Annotated in this window: 19 protein-coding genes; 10 read left to right on the forward strand and 9 right to left on the reverse strand. The window is 70.0% G+C overall.

The genetic code is table 11. The features are described 5' to 3' along the window. Nucleotides 1-23: 23 nt before the first annotated feature. From ugpC to O7631_RS27775, 4 genes are read right to left on the reverse strand one after another with little or no spacing between them, the layout of a single operon-like run. Nucleotides 24-1,232, reverse strand: a complete 1,209-nt coding sequence (gene ugpC / locus O7631_RS27760) for a sn-glycerol-3-phosphate ABC transporter ATP-binding protein UgpC (protein WP_278146989.1) — start codon at nucleotides 1,230-1,232, stop codon at nucleotides 24-26. 10 nt (nucleotides 1,233-1,242) lie between these two features. Beyond that, on the reverse strand, nucleotides 1,243-2,079 hold the full coding sequence (locus O7631_RS27765; protein ID WP_088988673.1) for a carbohydrate ABC transporter permease: 837 nt from the start codon (nucleotides 2,077-2,079) through the stop codon (nucleotides 1,243-1,245). 1 nt (nucleotide 2,080) lies between these two features. Continuing rightward, the gene (locus O7631_RS27770) at nucleotides 2,081-3,064 is read right to left on the reverse strand and encodes a sugar ABC transporter permease (RefSeq protein WP_278146990.1); all 984 of its coding nucleotides are present in this window, start codon (nucleotides 3,062-3,064) and stop codon (nucleotides 2,081-2,083) included. After that, nucleotides 3,061-4,350: an ABC transporter substrate-binding protein gene (locus O7631_RS27775; RefSeq protein WP_278146991.1), complete on the reverse strand. Its 1,290-nt coding sequence runs from the start codon at nucleotides 4,348-4,350 to the stop codon at nucleotides 3,061-3,063. Before O7631_RS27775 ends, O7631_RS27770 begins: the two co-directional genes overlap by 4 nt. A 579-nt stretch (nucleotides 4,351-4,929) precedes the next feature. Between O7631_RS27775 and O7631_RS27780 the strand changes: the two genes are divergently transcribed. From O7631_RS27780 to O7631_RS27800, 5 genes are all read left to right on the forward strand, one after another. Next, a complete protein-coding gene (locus O7631_RS27780; RefSeq protein ID WP_278146992.1) occupies nucleotides 4,930-5,340 on the forward strand; it encodes a Scr1 family TA system antitoxin-like transcriptional regulator in 411 nt (136 codons plus the stop codon). Further along, complete coding sequence (locus O7631_RS27785; RefSeq protein ID WP_278148040.1) at nucleotides 5,334-5,516, forward strand: DUF397 domain-containing protein; 183 nt, start codon at nucleotides 5,334-5,336, stop codon at nucleotides 5,514-5,516. Before O7631_RS27780 ends, O7631_RS27785 begins: the two co-directional genes overlap by 7 nt. A gap of 196 nt (nucleotides 5,517-5,712) precedes the next feature. Next, entirely contained in the window at nucleotides 5,713-6,414 is a 702-nt protein-coding gene (locus tag O7631_RS27790; RefSeq protein WP_278146993.1) for a VOC family protein, read from the forward strand. A gap of 184 nt (nucleotides 6,415-6,598) precedes the next feature. Beyond that, complete coding sequence (locus O7631_RS27795; RefSeq protein WP_278146994.1) at nucleotides 6,599-7,030, forward strand: hypothetical protein; 432 nt, start codon at nucleotides 6,599-6,601, stop codon at nucleotides 7,028-7,030. Nucleotides 7,031-7,077: 47 nt separating this feature from the next. Continuing rightward, on the forward strand, nucleotides 7,078-7,353 hold the full coding sequence (locus O7631_RS27800; RefSeq protein WP_269683309.1) for a hypothetical protein: 276 nt from the start codon (nucleotides 7,078-7,080) through the stop codon (nucleotides 7,351-7,353). 12 nt (nucleotides 7,354-7,365) lie between these two features. On the opposite strand, the gene O7631_RS27805 is transcribed toward O7631_RS27800, so the two are convergent. The 3 genes from O7631_RS27805 to O7631_RS27815 form a co-directional block, all read right to left on the reverse strand. After that, nucleotides 7,366-8,157, reverse strand: a complete 792-nt coding sequence (locus O7631_RS27805) for a L,D-transpeptidase family protein (protein ID WP_278146995.1) — start codon at nucleotides 8,155-8,157, stop codon at nucleotides 7,366-7,368. A gap of 391 nt (nucleotides 8,158-8,548) precedes the next feature. Further along, entirely contained in the window at nucleotides 8,549-9,262 is a 714-nt protein-coding gene (locus tag O7631_RS27810) for an HAD family hydrolase (protein ID WP_278146996.1), read from the reverse strand. Nucleotides 9,263-9,300: 38 nt separating this feature from the next. Beyond that, nucleotides 9,301-9,924: a TetR/AcrR family transcriptional regulator gene (locus O7631_RS27815; RefSeq protein WP_278146997.1), complete on the reverse strand. Its 624-nt coding sequence runs from the start codon at nucleotides 9,922-9,924 to the stop codon at nucleotides 9,301-9,303. 196 nt (nucleotides 9,925-10,120) lie between these two features. Here O7631_RS27815 and O7631_RS27820 point away from each other — a divergent pair, with 196 nt between their 5' ends. Further along, on the forward strand, nucleotides 10,121-11,305 hold the full coding sequence (locus O7631_RS27820; protein WP_278146998.1) for a low temperature requirement protein A: 1,185 nt from the start codon (nucleotides 10,121-10,123) through the stop codon (nucleotides 11,303-11,305). 10 nt (nucleotides 11,306-11,315) lie between these two features. Here O7631_RS27820 and O7631_RS27825 read toward each other — a convergent pair whose 3' ends face one another. Beyond that, nucleotides 11,316-12,209, reverse strand: a complete 894-nt coding sequence (locus O7631_RS27825) for an RNA polymerase sigma-70 factor (RefSeq protein WP_278146999.1) — start codon at nucleotides 12,207-12,209, stop codon at nucleotides 11,316-11,318. A gap of 196 nt (nucleotides 12,210-12,405) precedes the next feature. On the opposite strand from O7631_RS27825, the gene O7631_RS27830 reads away from it, so the two are divergent. Further along, the gene (locus O7631_RS27830; RefSeq protein WP_278147000.1) at nucleotides 12,406-12,789 is read left to right on the forward strand and encodes a DoxX family protein; all 384 of its coding nucleotides are present in this window, start codon (nucleotides 12,406-12,408) and stop codon (nucleotides 12,787-12,789) included. Nucleotides 12,790-12,809: 20 nt separating this feature from the next. Beyond that, a complete protein-coding gene (locus tag O7631_RS27835) occupies nucleotides 12,810-13,112 on the forward strand; it encodes a hypothetical protein (RefSeq protein WP_278147001.1) in 303 nt (100 codons plus the stop codon). A gap of 20 nt (nucleotides 13,113-13,132) precedes the next feature. Here the strand turns inward: O7631_RS27835 and O7631_RS27840 are convergent, their stop codons facing one another. Then, on the reverse strand, nucleotides 13,133-13,600 hold the full coding sequence (locus tag O7631_RS27840) for a hypothetical protein (protein WP_278147002.1): 468 nt from the start codon (nucleotides 13,598-13,600) through the stop codon (nucleotides 13,133-13,135). 228 nt (nucleotides 13,601-13,828) lie between these two features. Between O7631_RS27840 and O7631_RS27845 the strand changes: the two genes are divergently transcribed. Together O7631_RS27845 and O7631_RS27850 are read left to right on the forward strand one after the other, a co-directional pair. Further along, on the forward strand, nucleotides 13,829-14,290 hold the full coding sequence (locus tag O7631_RS27845) for a MerR family transcriptional regulator (protein WP_278147003.1): 462 nt from the start codon (nucleotides 13,829-13,831) through the stop codon (nucleotides 14,288-14,290). 18 nt (nucleotides 14,291-14,308) lie between these two features. After that, the gene (locus tag O7631_RS27850; protein ID WP_278147004.1) at nucleotides 14,309-15,361 is read left to right on the forward strand and encodes an NAD-dependent epimerase/dehydratase family protein; all 1,053 of its coding nucleotides are present in this window, start codon (nucleotides 14,309-14,311) and stop codon (nucleotides 15,359-15,361) included. Nucleotides 15,362-15,431 lie beyond the last annotated feature (70 nt).

The following is a 15,431-nucleotide window of genomic DNA, read 5'->3' on the forward strand; positions in this document are numbered from 1 at the left end:
CCGGCCCGTCGGTCTGGACGCCGTCAGTCGCCGAGCGCCCCCGCAGCCCGGCCCTCGTGCAGGGTCAGGTTCCGCCCGGTGGACGGGTCGAACAGGTGAATCTTCTCCAGGTTGAACCAGACCCGCCGCGACTGCCCCTCGGCGACGGCGGACTCCGCGGACAGCCGGGTGACCAGGTTGCCACCGGCACCGGCGAAGTCGGCGGCACCGGCGTCGGCGGCCAGTTCCTCCAACTCGGCGGCGCTGGCCTTCTCCCCCTCGACGGTGAAGTAGACGTACTTGTCCGAGCCCATCGACTCGACGATGTCGACGGGCGCCTCGAACTCCATGCCCCGGCGGCGGGTGTCGTCGTCGACCAGTTCGGCGTCCTCGAAGTGCTCGGGGCGGATGCCGAGGATCAGCTCGCGGGGCGCGTCGGCGGCCTCCAACTCCCGGCGGACCCGGTCGCCGAGCGGCACGTCCCCCAGGGCGGTGTGCAGGCTGCCGTCCTGCACGGCGGCGTGCAGGAAGTTCATCGACGGGGAGCCGATGAAGCCGGCGACGAAGAGGTTGCGGGGGTGGTCGTACAGCTCCTGTGGCGGCCCGACCTGCTGCACCGCACCACCCCGCATGATCACCACGCGGTCCCCGAGGGTCATCGCCTCGGTCTGGTCGTGGGTGACGTAGACGGTGGTGGTGCCGAGCTGCTTCTGCAACCGGGACACCACAGTGCGCATCTGCACCCGCAGCTTGGCGTCGAGGTTGGACAGCGGCTCGTCCATCAGGAACGCCTTCGGCTGACGGACGATCGCCCGACCCATCGCGACCCGCTGACGCTGGCCACCGGACAGATTGGCCGGCTTGCGGTCCAGCAGCGCTGTCAACTCCAGCACCTTGGCCGCCTCGTCGACCTTGGAGTTGATGGTCTCCTTGTCCAGCTTCGCCAGCCGCAGCGGGAACGCCATGTTCTCCCGCACCGTCATGTTCGGATACAACGCGTATGACTGGAACACCATGGCGATGTCCCGGTCCCGGGGAGCCTTGTCGTTGACCCGCTGCCCGCCGATGCGCAGCTCGCCGGAGCTGATGTCCTCCAACCCGGCGATCATGTTGAGGGTAGTGGACTTTCCGCAGCCCGAGGGGCCGACCAGGATCACGAACTCACCGTCGGCGATCTCCAGGTCGACGTCCTGCACGGCGACGGTCCCGTCCGGGAAGCTCTTGCTCACCTTGTCCAGCACGATGTCAGCCATGACTACCCACCTATCCCTTGACCGCGCCGGAGGTCAGACCGGACACGATGCGACGCTGGAAGAAGAGGACGAACAGGATGATCGGCACGGTGATCACCACGGCGGCGGCGCAGATCGCCCCGGTGGGATCCTCGAACTGCGACGCGCCGGTGAAGAACGACAACGCTGCCGGCACCGTGCGGGACCGCTCGGTGGAGGTCAGCGAGATGGCGAACAGGAAGTCGTTCCAGCAGAAGATGAAGACCAGGATCGCCGTGGTGAACAGGCCGGGCGCGGCCAGTGGCGCGATCACCCGCCGGAAAGCCTGCCCCTGGGTGGCGCCGTCCATCTTCGCTGCCTTCTCCAGGTCCCACGGGATCTGCTTGAAGAACGCCGACAGGGTGTAGATCGCCAGCGGCAGCGCGAAGGTGATGTACGGCAGGATCAGCCCGGGCCAGGTGTCGAAGATCCCCAGCTGTCGCTCGATCTCGAACAACGGCGACACCAGTGACACCTGCGGGAACATCGCGATCAGCAGGGAGATGCCGACCAGCAGTTTCTTGCCGGGGAAGTCCAGCCGACTGATCGCGTACGCGGCCATCGCACCGAGCACCACAGCGATCAGCGTGGCGATCAGGGCGATGCCGATGGAGTTGACGAGGGCCCGGACGAACTGGTCGGTGTCGAAGATCGTCCGGTAGTTGTCGAGTGTCCACTCCCGCGGGATGAAGTTCCCGTCGGTGAGGGTGGCCGGCGTCTTGAACGACAGCGACGCGATCCACAGCACCGGGACGAGCGCGAAGACGACCACGAGGACGTCGAGCAGACCCCAGCGCAGCTTCGCCCTGCCAGTGGTTTCCACAGACATGTCAGCGCCTCTCCCCGTCGTCGCTGCCGGGGGCAGCGGTGCCGAACAGCTTCACGAAGACGAACGCGATGATCGCCACGGTGATGAAGATCAGGACCGACATCGTCGAGCCGATGCCGAGGTTGAGGCCCCGCAGCAGGTTGTTGTAGGCGAGCATCGACACCGACGACGTCTCGTTGCCTCCGGCGGTGAGCACGTAGATGTTGTCGAAGACCCGGAACGCGTCCAGGGTGCGGAACAGCAGGGCGACCAGGATCGCCGGCTTCATCACCGGCAGCATCACCTTCGTGAACTTCTGCCAGGCTGTCGCACCGTCGGTGGAGGCGGCCTTGAGCAGGTCCTCCGGCACCAACGCCAGCCCGGCCATCAGCAGCAGCGCCATGAACGGCGTGGTCTTCCAGATCTCGGCGAGCATGATGATCGCCAGCGAGCTGGCCCGCTCGGTCAGCGGGGCGCCGTCGCTGAACAGGTCGGCGAGGTAACCGGTGCCGGGCGTCCAGGCGTACCGCCAGGAGAACGCGGCGACCACTGTGACGATCCCGTACGGGATGAGCGCGGATGTCCGGACCAGGCCGCGCCCGACCAGGGTGCGGTGCATGATGATCGCCAGGCCCATGCCGAGCACCAGTTCGACGGCCACGGTGACCACCGTGATCAGGGTCGTCACCCCGAACGCGGTCCACCAGAACTCGTTGGTCAGCACCGTGACGTAGTTCTCCAACCCGATGAACTCCCGCTGGTCGGGGAAGCGCAGGTCGAAGCGCTGCAACGACAGCCAGACCGAGTAGAGGATCGGGTACGCGGTCACCAGGACCATGACCAGCGCGGCGGGCGCGCAGAGCAGCCAGCCGAGCCGTCGTTCGGCCTTCTTGTTCGCGCTCAGCGGGGCCTTGCGACCGCTGCCGCGTTGCTTCGGGACGGTGCCGGACCGGTCGCTCGCCTCGGCGGCGACATCGGCGCCGGTCGACGTGGCGTTGATGCTCACGGAAGCACCCCCTTCGACTCGAGGGCGTCGGCGATGGCCTTGCGCAGCTCGTCGGCGGTCTGCTGCGGGCGGATCCCCGACGGCGGCGACAGGATCGCCGACATCACTGTGGAGATGCTCTGGTAGGCGGGGGTGAGGGGACGCGTCGCCGGGTCCTTCAGCTCCTCCAGGATGGTGTCCTTCATCGGGTACGCCTCGGTCATCTCCGGGTCGTCGTAGACGGCCTCGATGGTCGGCGGCACGCCGTCGTTGATGGCGGAGAACTTCTGGTGTTCGGCGCTGCGGATGCACCGGGCCGCCTCGAAGGACAGCTCCGGGTGCCGGGAGTAGGAGCTGACCGCCAGGTTGACGCCACCGATGGTGACCTTGCTGGGGGTGCCCTCGTCGACGCCCGGGATCCGCGCCCAGCCGACCTGCTTGGCCAGCTCCGGGTCCGCCTCCTGGAGCGCCGGGTAGACGAACGGCCAGTTCACCTGGAACGCGCCGGCGCCGGACTGGAACTCCAGCCGGACCGGGTCCTCGGTGGCGTTGCTGAACGACGGCGAGGTCACGCCCGACGTGGCGAAGCGCTTGAGCTGGTCCAACGCCCGCACCGCGCCCTCGTCCATCGCCGCCTTCGAGCCGTCGTCGGTGAGGATCTTCCCGCCGGCGCTCTCGGCCAGGGTGTTGTAGAGGACGACCAGGCCCTCGTACTGGGCACCCATGGTGAGCACCTGGTACGGCTTGCCCTGCTCCTTGAGCTGCTGGGCCGCGCTGATCATCTGATCCCAGGTGGTCGGCGGCTGCGGCACCAGGTCCTTGCGGTACCAGAGCAGCTGGACGTTCGTGTTCTTCGGGGCCGCGTACAGCTTGTCCTCGTAGCGGGCGGTCTCCAGCGGCCCGGCGAGGGTGCCCTGCTCGGCCTCGGCCTTGTCCTGGCCGGTCCACTCCCGGATCCACTTGGCGCTGGCGAACTCCTGGGTCCAGGTCACGTCCAGGCCGAGCACGTCCATGCCGGTGTCCTCGGCGGCGAGCCGGCGCACCATCTGCACCCGCTGGTCGTCGGCCTGCCGGGGCAGCACCCGGTAGGCGATCTCGTACCGCCCCTGGGCCTGCGCGTTGCAGTCGTCGACGACCTTCTGCAGGTTCTGCTCGGGCGGGTAGTACAGGTTGATGGTCGGTGTGCCGCCACCACCGTCGTCGCTGCCGCACGCGGCCAGCGGTGCGACGAGCGCCAGCGTGGCAGCCGCCGCCCCGAGTCGCACAATCGGCCGGCGTCGGTGTCGAGCCGTGTCGGGGTCCGTCATCGCCCTCCCCCTCTCTTCGGCGAAACCGGGGAGGGGCCATCCGTGCCCCGGCGCACGGCGAGTCATCCCAAGCCCGTGAACTGCGGAAACACGACGGCTCAGATGCTCCGTGCGGCTACACTGCCCCGCTCGCGAAGCCACGAAACCTGACTGCAGGCCGATGTACGACGCACCTGGTTGGGGCGTGTGGAGGGGCTGCCGCCGAGCGGCTGTCGATCGCGGACGTGTCGCGGCGAGTTGATCTCCGGTTACGGCAGGACCAGATGTCTCGCGACCTGACCCCGCCGCGTGATCCGCCGCAGCTGGCGATCTTGGACAGTTTCCGTTCAGGCGGAACGGAAACTGTCCAAGATCTATGGGGCCAACTTCCATCCCGGGGGCGACTGGTCGGCAGAGTGCTCGCTTCGCGAGGGGCGACTCCGCTTGCGCCAGCCCGACGCAGACGCCACGAAGCCGGACATGCTTGACGGTCGAGCCGGGGTCAGGTGCGGGCCCTGGCCCAGGAGGGGAAGCGCTCGGTCATCCGGGCCGGCGGGTGGTCGGGGTGGAGTTGGGTGAGCTGGGTCGTCGCCTCGCTCGGTGGAGACCGGCGGACGGCCTCCCACGAAGGAGTACATGCGGGCGGTCGACATCCACCACGAGACCGGCGACCGTTTCCAACGGTTGCTGGACCGGTTGGGCCGGCTGGACGCCGAACCGGCCTGGCTCCGCGAGTGGATCGAGTTCGAGCGGGAGGCGACCACGCTGCGCTGGTTCGAGCTGTCGTACGTGCCGGGCCTGTTGCAGACCGAGCGGTACGCCCGCGCCACGCTGGCGGGTGGGCGGTTCGACGCCGAGGACGTCGACCGGATCGTCGCGTCAAGGTTGGAGCGGCAGGCGATCCTGCACCGCCCGCGCCCGCCACAGCTCATCGCCGTCCTGGACGAGGCGGTGCTCCGTCGGCAGAGCATCGAGCTGATCAGGGAAGTGGCGAAGTCATGGACATTCTGAACCCGCAGTGGCGCAAGTCGACCCGGTCCGGCGGCAACGGCGGGTCCTGCGTCGAGGTCGCCGACAACCTGCCGACCGTGGTGCTGGTGCGCGACACCAAGGACCGCGACGGCGGCACGCTGCACGTCGACCCAACAGCCTGGAAGGCGTTCATCGCGTACGCCAAAAAGCACTGACCCAGCCCGACCCGGTCGATCATGGAGTTGTGGTGCCTGGTTTGGGGTTGTGCGGGGAGTTTGTCACCCACCAAAACTCCATGATCGACCGGGGCGGGGCGGGCGCGGGGGCGGGCGTCGGCGAGGCGGCGGGCGGCACCGACTCCGCGACGCGTCGCTCGCCCCACGGTGCGCCTGGACCAGGCATGCTGACAGCATGATCGCGCGCTTCAAGGACCTCTGCCTGGACGCCGCCGACCCGCTCGCCCTGGGCGGCTTCTGGGCCCGCATGCTCGACGCCGACGTGGCCGACGCCGGTGACGGCGACACCCGGGTGGACCCCCGCTCGGCCCGCTCGGACGCCGAGTCGATCTGGGTGAACCGGGTGCCCGAGCCGAGGGTCGGCCGGACCCGCGTACACCTGGATCTGCGGTTGGCCGACGCGGACCCGGCGCCGCTGCTCGCGGACGGTGCCCGACTGGTCAGCGAACCGGGCGCCGGCGCCGACCGGTGGGTGTTGGCCGACCCGGAGGGCAACGAGTTCTGCGCGCTCCCCGCGGGCGAGGGCACCCGGCCCGGCCCGGTCCACCTGGTGGTGGACACGATCGACCCGACCGCACAGGCGACCTGGTGGGCCGGCGTGCTCGGCGGCACCGTCGAGTACGGACCGACCGAAGCGTCGGTGCTCGGTGCCGCCGGTCTTCCCTGGGAGAGCTGGGTGTTCGACGGGGTCACCGAGCCCAAGACGGTCAAGAACCGCATGCACTGGGACGTCGAGCTGGTGAACCCGCAACCCGACGCGCTGGTCGACGCCGGTGCGACGGTGCTGGCCGAGCCGACCGAGCGCAGCCGCTGGTGGGTGCTGGCCGACCCGGAGGGCAACGAGTTCTGCGCATTCGCACCGCGGCCAACCGGGTGAACGACCGACTACCCAGCGCGGGCGGCGTCGACTAGCGTTTTCCTAGCGCCGCAGCCAGCGCGTTCGCCGCCGTCGTCGACACGCCTCGGCCGACCCCAACCTGCCCGATCGGTTGGTAATCGCGGGAACGTCGCACCGCCGCTCCCCCGGTTCGGCAGGATCGTCCCAACGAGGAGGTGCCGTCGTGCAGGACACCCGCGCTCTCGCCCTGACATTCGAGGTGAGCGGCCTGCCACCGGTCAAGACCGAAGCGTTGTCCATCTTCGCCGCCGGGCATCGTCAGGCGACGAGGGTCCGCACCCTGCTCCAGGCCGCTCTCACCGCGGCCCAGCGCACCGGTTGGACGCCGTTGCCCGGGCCGGTCGAGGTCGACCTGGTCCTGCGATGCCCGCCCGGGCACCGTACGGCCGACGCCAGCACCCTGCTCGGCGGCGTCTGCGCGGTCTTGCAGGACAAGAAGCGGGTGTCGTCCATCGGCCTCAGCCACCTCGGCGTCCTGGTGGACGTCGCCCTCTACGAGGACGACCGGCAGATCCGCCGCCTGTCGTACCACGAGGAGCCGGCGGAGGACTTCTCATACCAGGTGCGGGTCGCCGCCGCACCGAACGGGGTTTGACCGACGTCCGCGGTGGGGTACCGCGGACGCCGACGAAGGGAGCACCGATGTCGGAGCCACATGTCACGCTCGACCCCCGCGGGCTCGACCCCGTGCAGCAGAAGCTGCGCGGCCCGCTGGAGGAGCAGCTGACCTCGGCGCTTCAGGCCGCCACCGACCGGGTCCGCGCCGACTACGCCGGCGAGCCGGTCGAGCAGGTCTGCCAACGCCTGTTGGAGGAGACCCGCTCCGGGTTGCATCCCGACATCGCCGCCGGCTTCAACCCGGACATGGACGAGTTCTGTCGCGTGGCGGTCGCCATCGTCCGGCGCGAGGCAAGCTGAGCCCCGCCGGCCTCAATAGCGGCCGAGCTGGGCGTAGGGGCTGAGCACGATCCGGGGCGAGAGCGCCGGGTCGAGCCAGGTGAGCACGTCGACCAGGTGGTCGCGGGCCAGCGAGACGCAGCCGGCGGTGGCGTTGCCGCCGCTGGTGCTGAACTGGTGCAGGAAAATGCCGCTGCCCGCGTTCGGCACCGGCGTCGCCACGTTCGGCGGCATGTTGTAGGTGATCACCGCGAAGTGCGTGTACGCGGGGGTCTCCTGCCACAGCGCCTCGCTGGCCCCGCCCGGGTTCGTCGAGCTGTGCTGGAAGGTGTTGTAGCGCGCCGACGACGGGTTCTCGTTCCACCAGTCACCGCTGACCAGCCGGTGGTACGGATAGCGCACACCGGGGTTGGCGGCGATGCCGTACATGGTCGGGCCGATCGAGTAGACCCCGGTGGGAGTGGTCGGCACCCCCTCCACGTGGTTGTCGCTGAACCCCTTCGAGCCGAGCCGCGCGGGCAACGCCGACGAGGCGGGCTGCCAGCGACCCCGGACCTTGACGTACGCCTCGAGGCTGGCGTACGTCGTGGTGTAACTGGTCGCGCCCACCACGATCACCTGCCTGGTCTGCGTGGGCAGGGTGGTCAGACGGGCGGCCAGGTTGCGGCGTGGCACCGTCGAGCGGGCGCGGCGCGGAGCCGGCACGGTGGCCCCCCACGTCGGGGCCGGCGGCCTGGTCGCGCCGAGCGCCGGCGCGGTCGGGGTGAGCACGGCCGGCACGGCGAGGCCCGCCGCGGCGCCCAACAGGAGAGATCTGCGCTTCATTCCGCCATCCTGACCGTCCGCCCGGCTCTTGTCTGCCCCACGCGCCGGAGGTGGTGTGTGCGTGGTCGGGTCAGGACCGGGTCCGCAACTACCCGGCCCTGACCCCCGGCCGTCCGATGGGTGAGCGGACAGCTCCGGCACCCCGTCGCCCACGCGTGCACGGGGCGAGCCGCCGCTCTGCACTCAGCTCCACGGTGCCCACCAACCGAAGGCCGGCGTGCCGGCATCCCCGGTGGGGCCGGCAGCGCCGGCACAGGTTAGGCGGGTCACGGCGGGCCGGACAAGCCACGACCGACCTCCGGCGGCGGTCTGACGTCACGCTGAAAAAACGGCATCTCGACGTAACGAGATGAATGTCGCCAGCGCTGTCGTGGTTCCGGGTCTGCGGTGGTCAGAAGTGGCGGAGCAGGTCCCGGAACGCGGCCAGCCGCAGGACGCCGTCGTCGGTCGGGTCCAGCTCGTCGTCCTCCAGCACCCAGGTGTTCTCGTTCGGGATGAACACCGCGTTCAGCCCGGCCGCCCGCGCCGGCAGGATGTCGGACTTCGGGGAGTTGCCGATCATCCACGCGGTGGACGGGTCGAAGCCGTGCTCCCGGACCAGCCACCGGTACGTCTCGGCGTTCTTCTCCCGCACGATGTGCGCGGCCCCGAAGTGGTGCAGCACGCCGCAGGCGTCCAGCTTGCGTTGCTGTTCCTCCCGGTCGCCCTTGGTCAGCAACAGCAGCTCGTGCCGGCTCGCCAGGTCGTCGAGCGCCTCGGCCACCCCGGGCATCAGCTCGACCCGGTGTTCCACGAGCGCCACGGCCAACCGGTCGATCTCCAGGCGCTCAGCCTCGGTGGCCGGGCGTGCGCGCAGCCGCTCCAGACACTCCCCCAGACTGCGCAGGAAGACCTTGCTGCCGTACCCGTGCGCCACCGCGTTGGCCCGCTCGATGTCGTCGAGGACGGCGCGCAGCGCGACCCGGTCCAGTGTGGGGTGGTCCAGCCAGGACAGGAAGTCGTCGATCACCCGCTCGAAGACGACGTTGTTCTCCCACAGGGTGTCGTCCGCATCGAAAATCAACACCTTCGCCTGCCGCCGCGCCACCACGCCGTCCGCTGTCATGCCGCCCCCTCGCGATCACGCTGATGCGGTCCGGAACTTTAGGGCATGTCGCCCGTCACGCCCACCGAGTTCCTGCTCGACGGGCTGGGCCACCGCAACAGACGTTGTGCGATCAACGACTCCCGTTCCTCCTGCCCGTCGGGTCGGAGTCGCCCGCCGCGGGTCAGCATCACCACCCCGTGCAACAGGCTCCATCCCACCTCGGCGAAGGTGTCCGGGTCCCTTCCCTCGGCCAGGGGTGTCAGGGCCGCCCGCAGCTCGGCGAAGACCGCCCGTGGCGCGGCCGGCACACCATCCGCGCCGAGCGCCAGGTCGGGGGTCAGCGCGAGCATCGCGTCGTAGACCTCCGGATTCGTGTACGCGAAGTCGAGGTACGCGGTCGCGACCGCCGGCCACGCGCCGTCGGGGCTGTCCACGGCTTCGGCGTGTGCCTCCGCCAGATCGGCGGCCAGGTCGGCGAACGCGCACACGGCGACGGCGGCGAGCAACGCCTCCAGGTCGGCGAAGTGTCGGTAGACGTCACCGATGTCGATCTCGGCCCGTTCGGCGAGCCGGCGGGTGCTGACTCCCGCCCAACCCTCCGCCTCAGCCAACTCACGCGCGACCGTGACGAGAAGGTCACGCCGGTCCTGTTCGGTGGCCTTCTCGGCAGGTCCGGGCACGCCCACGAGCGTAAGCCCGCACCCCTCCGGTAGCCGCGTGGTGACAGATTGGTGACTGTTGCGGTGGGCGCGCCACCTCCCCCCACGTGCCACAGTCGCCCCCTGGCTCGTTAGGCAAGGAGATCACCGCGACGGGAGGGCACGTGCTCGTTCGGCGGCACCGAGCCGTGGCAGGTCGATGAACGGGAACCGGCGAATGCCACTGGTTCGCGGCGAAGCCACTCTCCAGCGGGCGACATTCCTGGAGCTCTTCCTCGACCTGGTCTTCGTCTTCGCCCTCACCCGCATCTCCGCACGCGTGATCGACGACTTCACCGACGGCCAGCGTGGCGTTCTCGCGGGTCTCGGTCAGGCGCTTCTGCTGTTCCTGGCGCTCTGGGCCGTCTGGTCGTTGACCGTCTGGTCGACCAGCTGGCTGGACCCGGAGGCACCGGTGGTCCAGACCGTCATCGTCATCACGATGCTCGGCGCCATGACGATGGCCGTCGCGGTGCCCGACGGCTTCGGCGCGCAGGCACCGCTCTTCGCCATCACCTACGTGTGTCTCCAGATCGGGCGCGTGGTCTACTTCCACCTCGCCGCACACGGCCAGCCCGATCCACGGCAGACCCTCCGCGTCATCATCTGGTTCGGTCTGAGCGCACCGCTCTGGGTCGTCGGCGGCCTGGCCGACGACGGCACGATCCGAGGATCACTCTGGTCGATCGCCCTGCTGATCGACTACGGCGGGCTGGCCCTCGGCTGGCCGACTCCCCGGATCGGCAGGCAACGGATCGGCGGCCGGATGATCGCCGCCGAGCACCTGTCCGAGCGGTACCAACAGTTCCTCCTCATCGCGATCGGTGAGGCGATCTTCGTCATCGGGGTGGCGTTCAGCAGCAGCGGATTCCACGTCGACCAGGCCGCCGGCTTCGTTCTCGCACTGGCGAGCACCGTCCTGCTCTGGCGGATCTACTTCCACGTCGCGGGAAAGGTGCTGGACGCCGCCGTCGCCCGCTCCCGTCACGCCGATCGACTCGCCACCGACATGGCGTTCGCCCACCTGACCATGATCGCGGGAATCGTCCTCACCGGCGTCGGCTTCGAACTGTTCATCACCGAACCCCTCGGGCACCTCCCGGCGGTCTGGCTCATCGCCATCCTCGGCGGTCCGGCGCTCTTCCTCGCCGGACGAACGGCCCTCGAACACCAGGTGTTCGCCCGGGTCTCCCGCTCCCGGCTGGCCGGCCTCCTCGCCCTCGGCCTGCTGGTGCCGGTAGCCGTGCACCTCGAACCGCTCACCGCCGGGGCGGCCGCCGCCGTGGTGCTGCTCGGCGTCGCGGGCGCGGACGCACGACGTTCCCGCCGACACCCACGGGAGACACCGACGCCGCCGTACTAGACGACGGTCCTCAACGACGCAGGGTCGTCTCCCGCCGCATGTGCGACAACTTCTCCGGGTTACGCACGGCGTAGAGCGCGCTGACGAGGCCGTCGTCGATGCGCAGCGCGACCACCGTGTCGATCTCGCCGTCGAACCGGAGCACCAGCGCCGGGTAGCCATTGACCTGGGCTGGCCGCAACGACATGGCGGCGGCCCTGGCCTCCGTGCTGGCCAGCAGTCGGGCCACCTTGTCGGCCCCGACGACCGGCCGCAGCACCGCCTGTTTGATCCCGCCGCCGTCGCCCAGGAACACGGCGTCCGGTGCGAGAACGTCGAGCAGGGCCTGCACGTCGCCGGTCTCCACGGCCCGCCGGAACGCGTCGAGCGCGCGCCGGGTCTCGGCCGGGGAGACCGTCCCGCGAGGCCGACGCGCGGCGACGTGCGCCCGCGCCCGGTGGGCGATCTGGCGGACGGCGGCCGCACTCTTGTCGACGGCGTCGGCGATCTCGTCGTAGCCCAGGTCGAAGACCTCGCGCAGGACGAACACCGCCCGCTCGGTCGGCGCGAGCGTCTCCAGCACCAGCAGCATCGCCATCGAGACGCTCTCGGCGAGTTCGACGTCGTCGGCGACGTCGGGCGCGGTCAGCAACGGCTCCGGCAACCAGGAGCCGACGTAAGACTCCCTGCGCCGCCCGACCGTCCGCAGCCGGTTCAACGACTGCCGGGTGGTGATCCGGACCAGGTACGCGCGCTGGTCCCGCACCGCCGACAGATCCGCGTCCGCCCACCGCAGCCAGGTCTCCTGGAGTACGTCCTCAGCGTCGGCAGCAGAGCCGAGCATCTCGTAGGCCACGGTGAAGAGCAGGTTCCGGTGGGCGATGAACGCGTCGACGGCGGGGCCCGCCCGGCCGTCCTCGGTCATGGCCTCGCTCCCCAGGTCCGGAATGTGCCCACCACATCTGGCTCCAGTCTCGTCGATCCCGATGGCATCGCCCACGAGACACCGGTGCCGTGCCGACTGTGACACCGGGCAGGCGTGGGCGGTGTCACCCCGGCACCCCTGTCACAGCGAGCAGGTCGGCGGTGTCCCGTGGTCGAACCGAGACGGAAGGAACCTCATGAACCTGGCACTGTGGATCGCGGCCGGACTGTTGGCCGCAGTCGCCCTGCTCGGCGGCGTCACCAAGACGTTCGTACCCAAGGAGAAGCTGGCCGCTGCCAACGGCGGCGGGTGGACCGCCGAAGCCAGCGTGGGCTTCGTCAAGACCCTCGGGATCCTCGAAATCCTGGCTGCGGTCGGCCTGATCCTGCCCGCCGTGCTCGACATCGCACCGGTGCTGGTCCCGATCACCGCGATCTGCTGGGTCCTGCTGATGGTCGGCGCCGTGATCACCCACCTGCGCCACGACGAGGCGAAGTTCATCGTGCTGAACCTGCTCTACCTCGCGGTGGCCGCCTTCGTCGCCTGGGGTCGGCTCGGACCCGAGCCCTTCGGCGGCTGACCGGATGCCATGATCTGTCGATGTCCCCATGGGAGATCGCCTTGCGTGTCGGTGCGCCGCTACTCATGGTCGCCGGCGCCGCCGTTGTGCTGATCGGCGTGTTCTCCGACCCGCCCGCACGGTTCTCCCGGCCGCGCGGCTGGCAGTGGGCATGGGTGGGACTGTGGCTGATGATGGCCGGCGAGGCCGCGTTCGGCGACGATCGACCGTGGGGCGAGCGGGCCTGGAAAGGTGTCGTCGCACTGCTCCTCGCCCTGGCCGTCGCCGTCGCGGCGGTCCGCCGTCACCGGTGGAAGGCCAGGCAGGTCGAGGCAGACGGCTAACGCGCCTCGGCGGCTCGGGTTCAGCTGTCCGACAGCGCCTTGATGCCGTGGGTCTTGAGCAGCGCGGGCATCGGGTCGGCGAGGTGCCGCCGCCGGGGTCGCCAGATGCGGCCCACCCTCGTCGACGCGTTGGGCCCCGGCACGTCGTACGGGCCGCCTCGGGGATACACCTCCAGGGTGCTGCCCCACATCCCCGCGTCCAGCCAGCCCATCCGCTCGATCTCCGTCCAGGCGTACGAGCGGCGGAGGCCCTGACGATCGCGGATCAGCAGCCCGACGTCGTCCGCGAGCACCGCGTTCTGCCAGCGGGTGAACGCGATGGCGACCGACGCGGCACCGAACAGCAGCGCCGTCCAGTTGAGCACATCGAAGAGCACCCCGACCACGATCATCGCGGCCAGGAGCACGCCCGGTATCGCGACGGCGGGCCACACCCGCGACTGCCCGAGAACGACCGTCTCGCCCACCGGCTGCACCGACTCCCCCATGCGCACTCACGTTAATGAATGAGCCACCCAACGGCACGTCGAGCCCAGCGCCCAGCCGTACCCCGCCGTACCACCGACCCGCCCCGCAAGATCCGCACAATTTCGCTGACGGTGCTGCCTGCGGCCGCCGTGATGCAGCACCATCAGGGAAGTTGCGCGGATCTTGCTCGGTGTCGCTCCGATCACATCGTTTGACTTGAAGCGCTTGAAGTTGGGGACGCTTCAGTCATGGCAGCGACGAAGGCGGATCGGGAGCGGACAGAACCGCCCCTGACCATCCAGGAGATGGCCCAACGGTCGGGCTTCAGTGAGCCGACGCTGCGCTACTACGAGAAGATCGGCCTGCTCGGCCCGGTCCCGCGCGACGACAGCAGCGGTCACCGCCGCTACCACGCCGCGCTCGCCGAACGCGTCGACGCCCTTGCCTGCCTTCGGTCGTCCGGGATGAGCGTCGCGGAGATGCGCCGCTACCTGACGCTGCTCGACGAGGGCGACCGTGCTGCGGCTGCCGAACAGCGTGACCTCTTCGCCCGGCACGCGGACCGGCTGTCCGGGGAAATCGAACGCCTACGGGTACGCCAGGCCTACATGCGCGGCAAGGCGGACATGTGGGACGCGCGGTACCGGGGCGACGCGGATGCCGAGGAGCGCGCGATCGAGCAGGTCGAGCATGTTCTGCGACGTTTCTGAGCAACGATGGGACAAACAATGTTGAACGACATTCAGCTTCGCGCCACCGACGACGCCCTGGTGTTGGTGACCGGTGCCACCGGCCACGTCGGCGGGTACTCCGTCGCCCGACTGCTCGACGAGGGCTACCGGGTGCGGGTCAGTGTCCGCGAGGCGGGCCAGCGCGACGAAGTGCTCGACCGGGTTCGGCAGGCCGGCGCGAACCCGGACGGCCGGGTCGAGTTCTGGACCGCGGCCCTGTCCTCCAACGAGGGCTGGGCCGAGGCCACCGACGGGGCCCGGTACGTGCTGCACCACGCGTCGCCGTTTCCATTCACCCCGCCAGAGGACGACGACGAGGTGATCCGGCCCGCCCGCGACGGAGCGCTGCGCGTCCTGCGCGCCGCACGGAAGACCGGGGTACGACGGGTTGTGCTGACCTCGTCGTACGCGGCGGTGGGTTACACGGTGAAGCCCGACGGTCGATACAGCGAGGCGGACTGGACCAACGTGGACGACGACATCCCGGCGTACCACCGGTCGAAGACGCTCGCCGAGCGCGCAGCCTGGGACTACGTCCGGGAGAACGGCGGGGTCGAGCTGAGCGTCGTCAACCCGACCGGCATCTTCGGGCCGCTGCTGGGGCCACGGGTCTCCGCGTCGACCGGCCTGGTGCAGGCGTTCCTCACCGGAGCGATGCCGGTCGTACCCCGGATGTACTTCGGTGTCGTCGACGTCCGGGACGTGGTCGACCTGCACCTGCGCGCGATGCTGCACCCGGACGCTGCCGGCGAGCGGTTCATCGGCGTCGGCGGTCCGTCGATCAGCTTCCTCGACATGGCACAGATGCTGGCGCGGCACCTGCCGAACCTGGCCGACCGGGTGCCCGCGCGGGAGCTCACCGACGAGGAGGTCCTACGGGCTGCCGCGACCGAACCGGCCCTGCACGAGGCCGCCGCTCTTCGGGGCCAGGTCCCGGTGATCAGCAACGACAAGGCCCGTACGGTGCTCGGCTGGCGCCCCCGCCCGGTGCAGACCACCATCACCGAAACGGCCGACAGCCTCATCAAGCTGGGTCTGGTCACCCCCTGACCCACTCCGCGCGCAGAACGCACCGCGCACCCGCACGCGCCCCCACGCCCCGCGTCCCGCGTCCCGCGTC

Source organism: Micromonospora sp. WMMD967 (assembly GCF_029626165.1).
GTDB lineage: Bacteria > Actinomycetota > Actinomycetes > Mycobacteriales > Micromonosporaceae > Micromonospora > Micromonospora taraxaci.

Bases quoted from the DNA above. Each gene is read 5' to 3' on its own strand.
- O7631_RS27825 (WP_278146999.1), bottom strand. From the start codon at position 12,209: ATGACCGAGGACGGCCGGGCGGGCCCCGCCGTCGACGCGTTCATCGCC.
- O7631_RS27830 (WP_278147000.1), top strand. From the start codon at position 12,406: ATGAACCTGGCACTGTGGATCGCGGCCGGACTGTTGGCCGCAGTCGCC.
- O7631_RS27840 (WP_278147002.1), bottom strand. From the start codon at position 13,600: ATGGGGGAGTCGGTGCAGCCGGTGGGCGAGACGGTCGTTCTCGGGCAG.
- O7631_RS27775 (WP_278146991.1), bottom strand. From the start codon at position 4,350: ATGACGGACCCCGACACGGCTCGACACCGACGCCGGCCGATTGTGCGA.
- O7631_RS27845 (WP_278147003.1), top strand. From the start codon at position 13,829: ATGGCAGCGACGAAGGCGGATCGGGAGCGGACAGAACCGCCCCTGACC.
- O7631_RS27850 (WP_278147004.1), top strand. From the start codon at position 14,309: ATGTTGAACGACATTCAGCTTCGCGCCACCGACGACGCCCTGGTGTTG.
- ugpC (WP_278146989.1), bottom strand. From the start codon at position 1,232: ATGGCTGACATCGTGCTGGACAAGGTGAGCAAGAGCTTCCCGGACGGG.
- O7631_RS27820 (WP_278146998.1), top strand. From the start codon at position 10,121: ATGCCACTGGTTCGCGGCGAAGCCACTCTCCAGCGGGCGACATTCCTG.
- O7631_RS27810 (WP_278146996.1), bottom strand. From the start codon at position 9,262: ATGACAGCGGACGGCGTGGTGGCGCGGCGGCAGGCGAAGGTGTTGATT.
- O7631_RS27800 (WP_269683309.1), top strand. From the start codon at position 7,078: ATGTCGGAGCCACATGTCACGCTCGACCCCCGCGGGCTCGACCCCGTG.
- O7631_RS27790 (WP_278146993.1), top strand. From the start codon at position 5,713: ATGATCGCGCGCTTCAAGGACCTCTGCCTGGACGCCGCCGACCCGCTC.
- O7631_RS27805 (WP_278146995.1), bottom strand. From the start codon at position 8,157: ATGAAGCGCAGATCTCTCCTGTTGGGCGCCGCGGCGGGCCTCGCCGTG.
- O7631_RS27765 (WP_088988673.1), bottom strand. From the start codon at position 2,079: ATGTCTGTGGAAACCACTGGCAGGGCGAAGCTGCGCTGGGGTCTGCTC.
- O7631_RS27835 (WP_278147001.1), top strand. From the start codon at position 12,810: ATGTCCCCATGGGAGATCGCCTTGCGTGTCGGTGCGCCGCTACTCATG.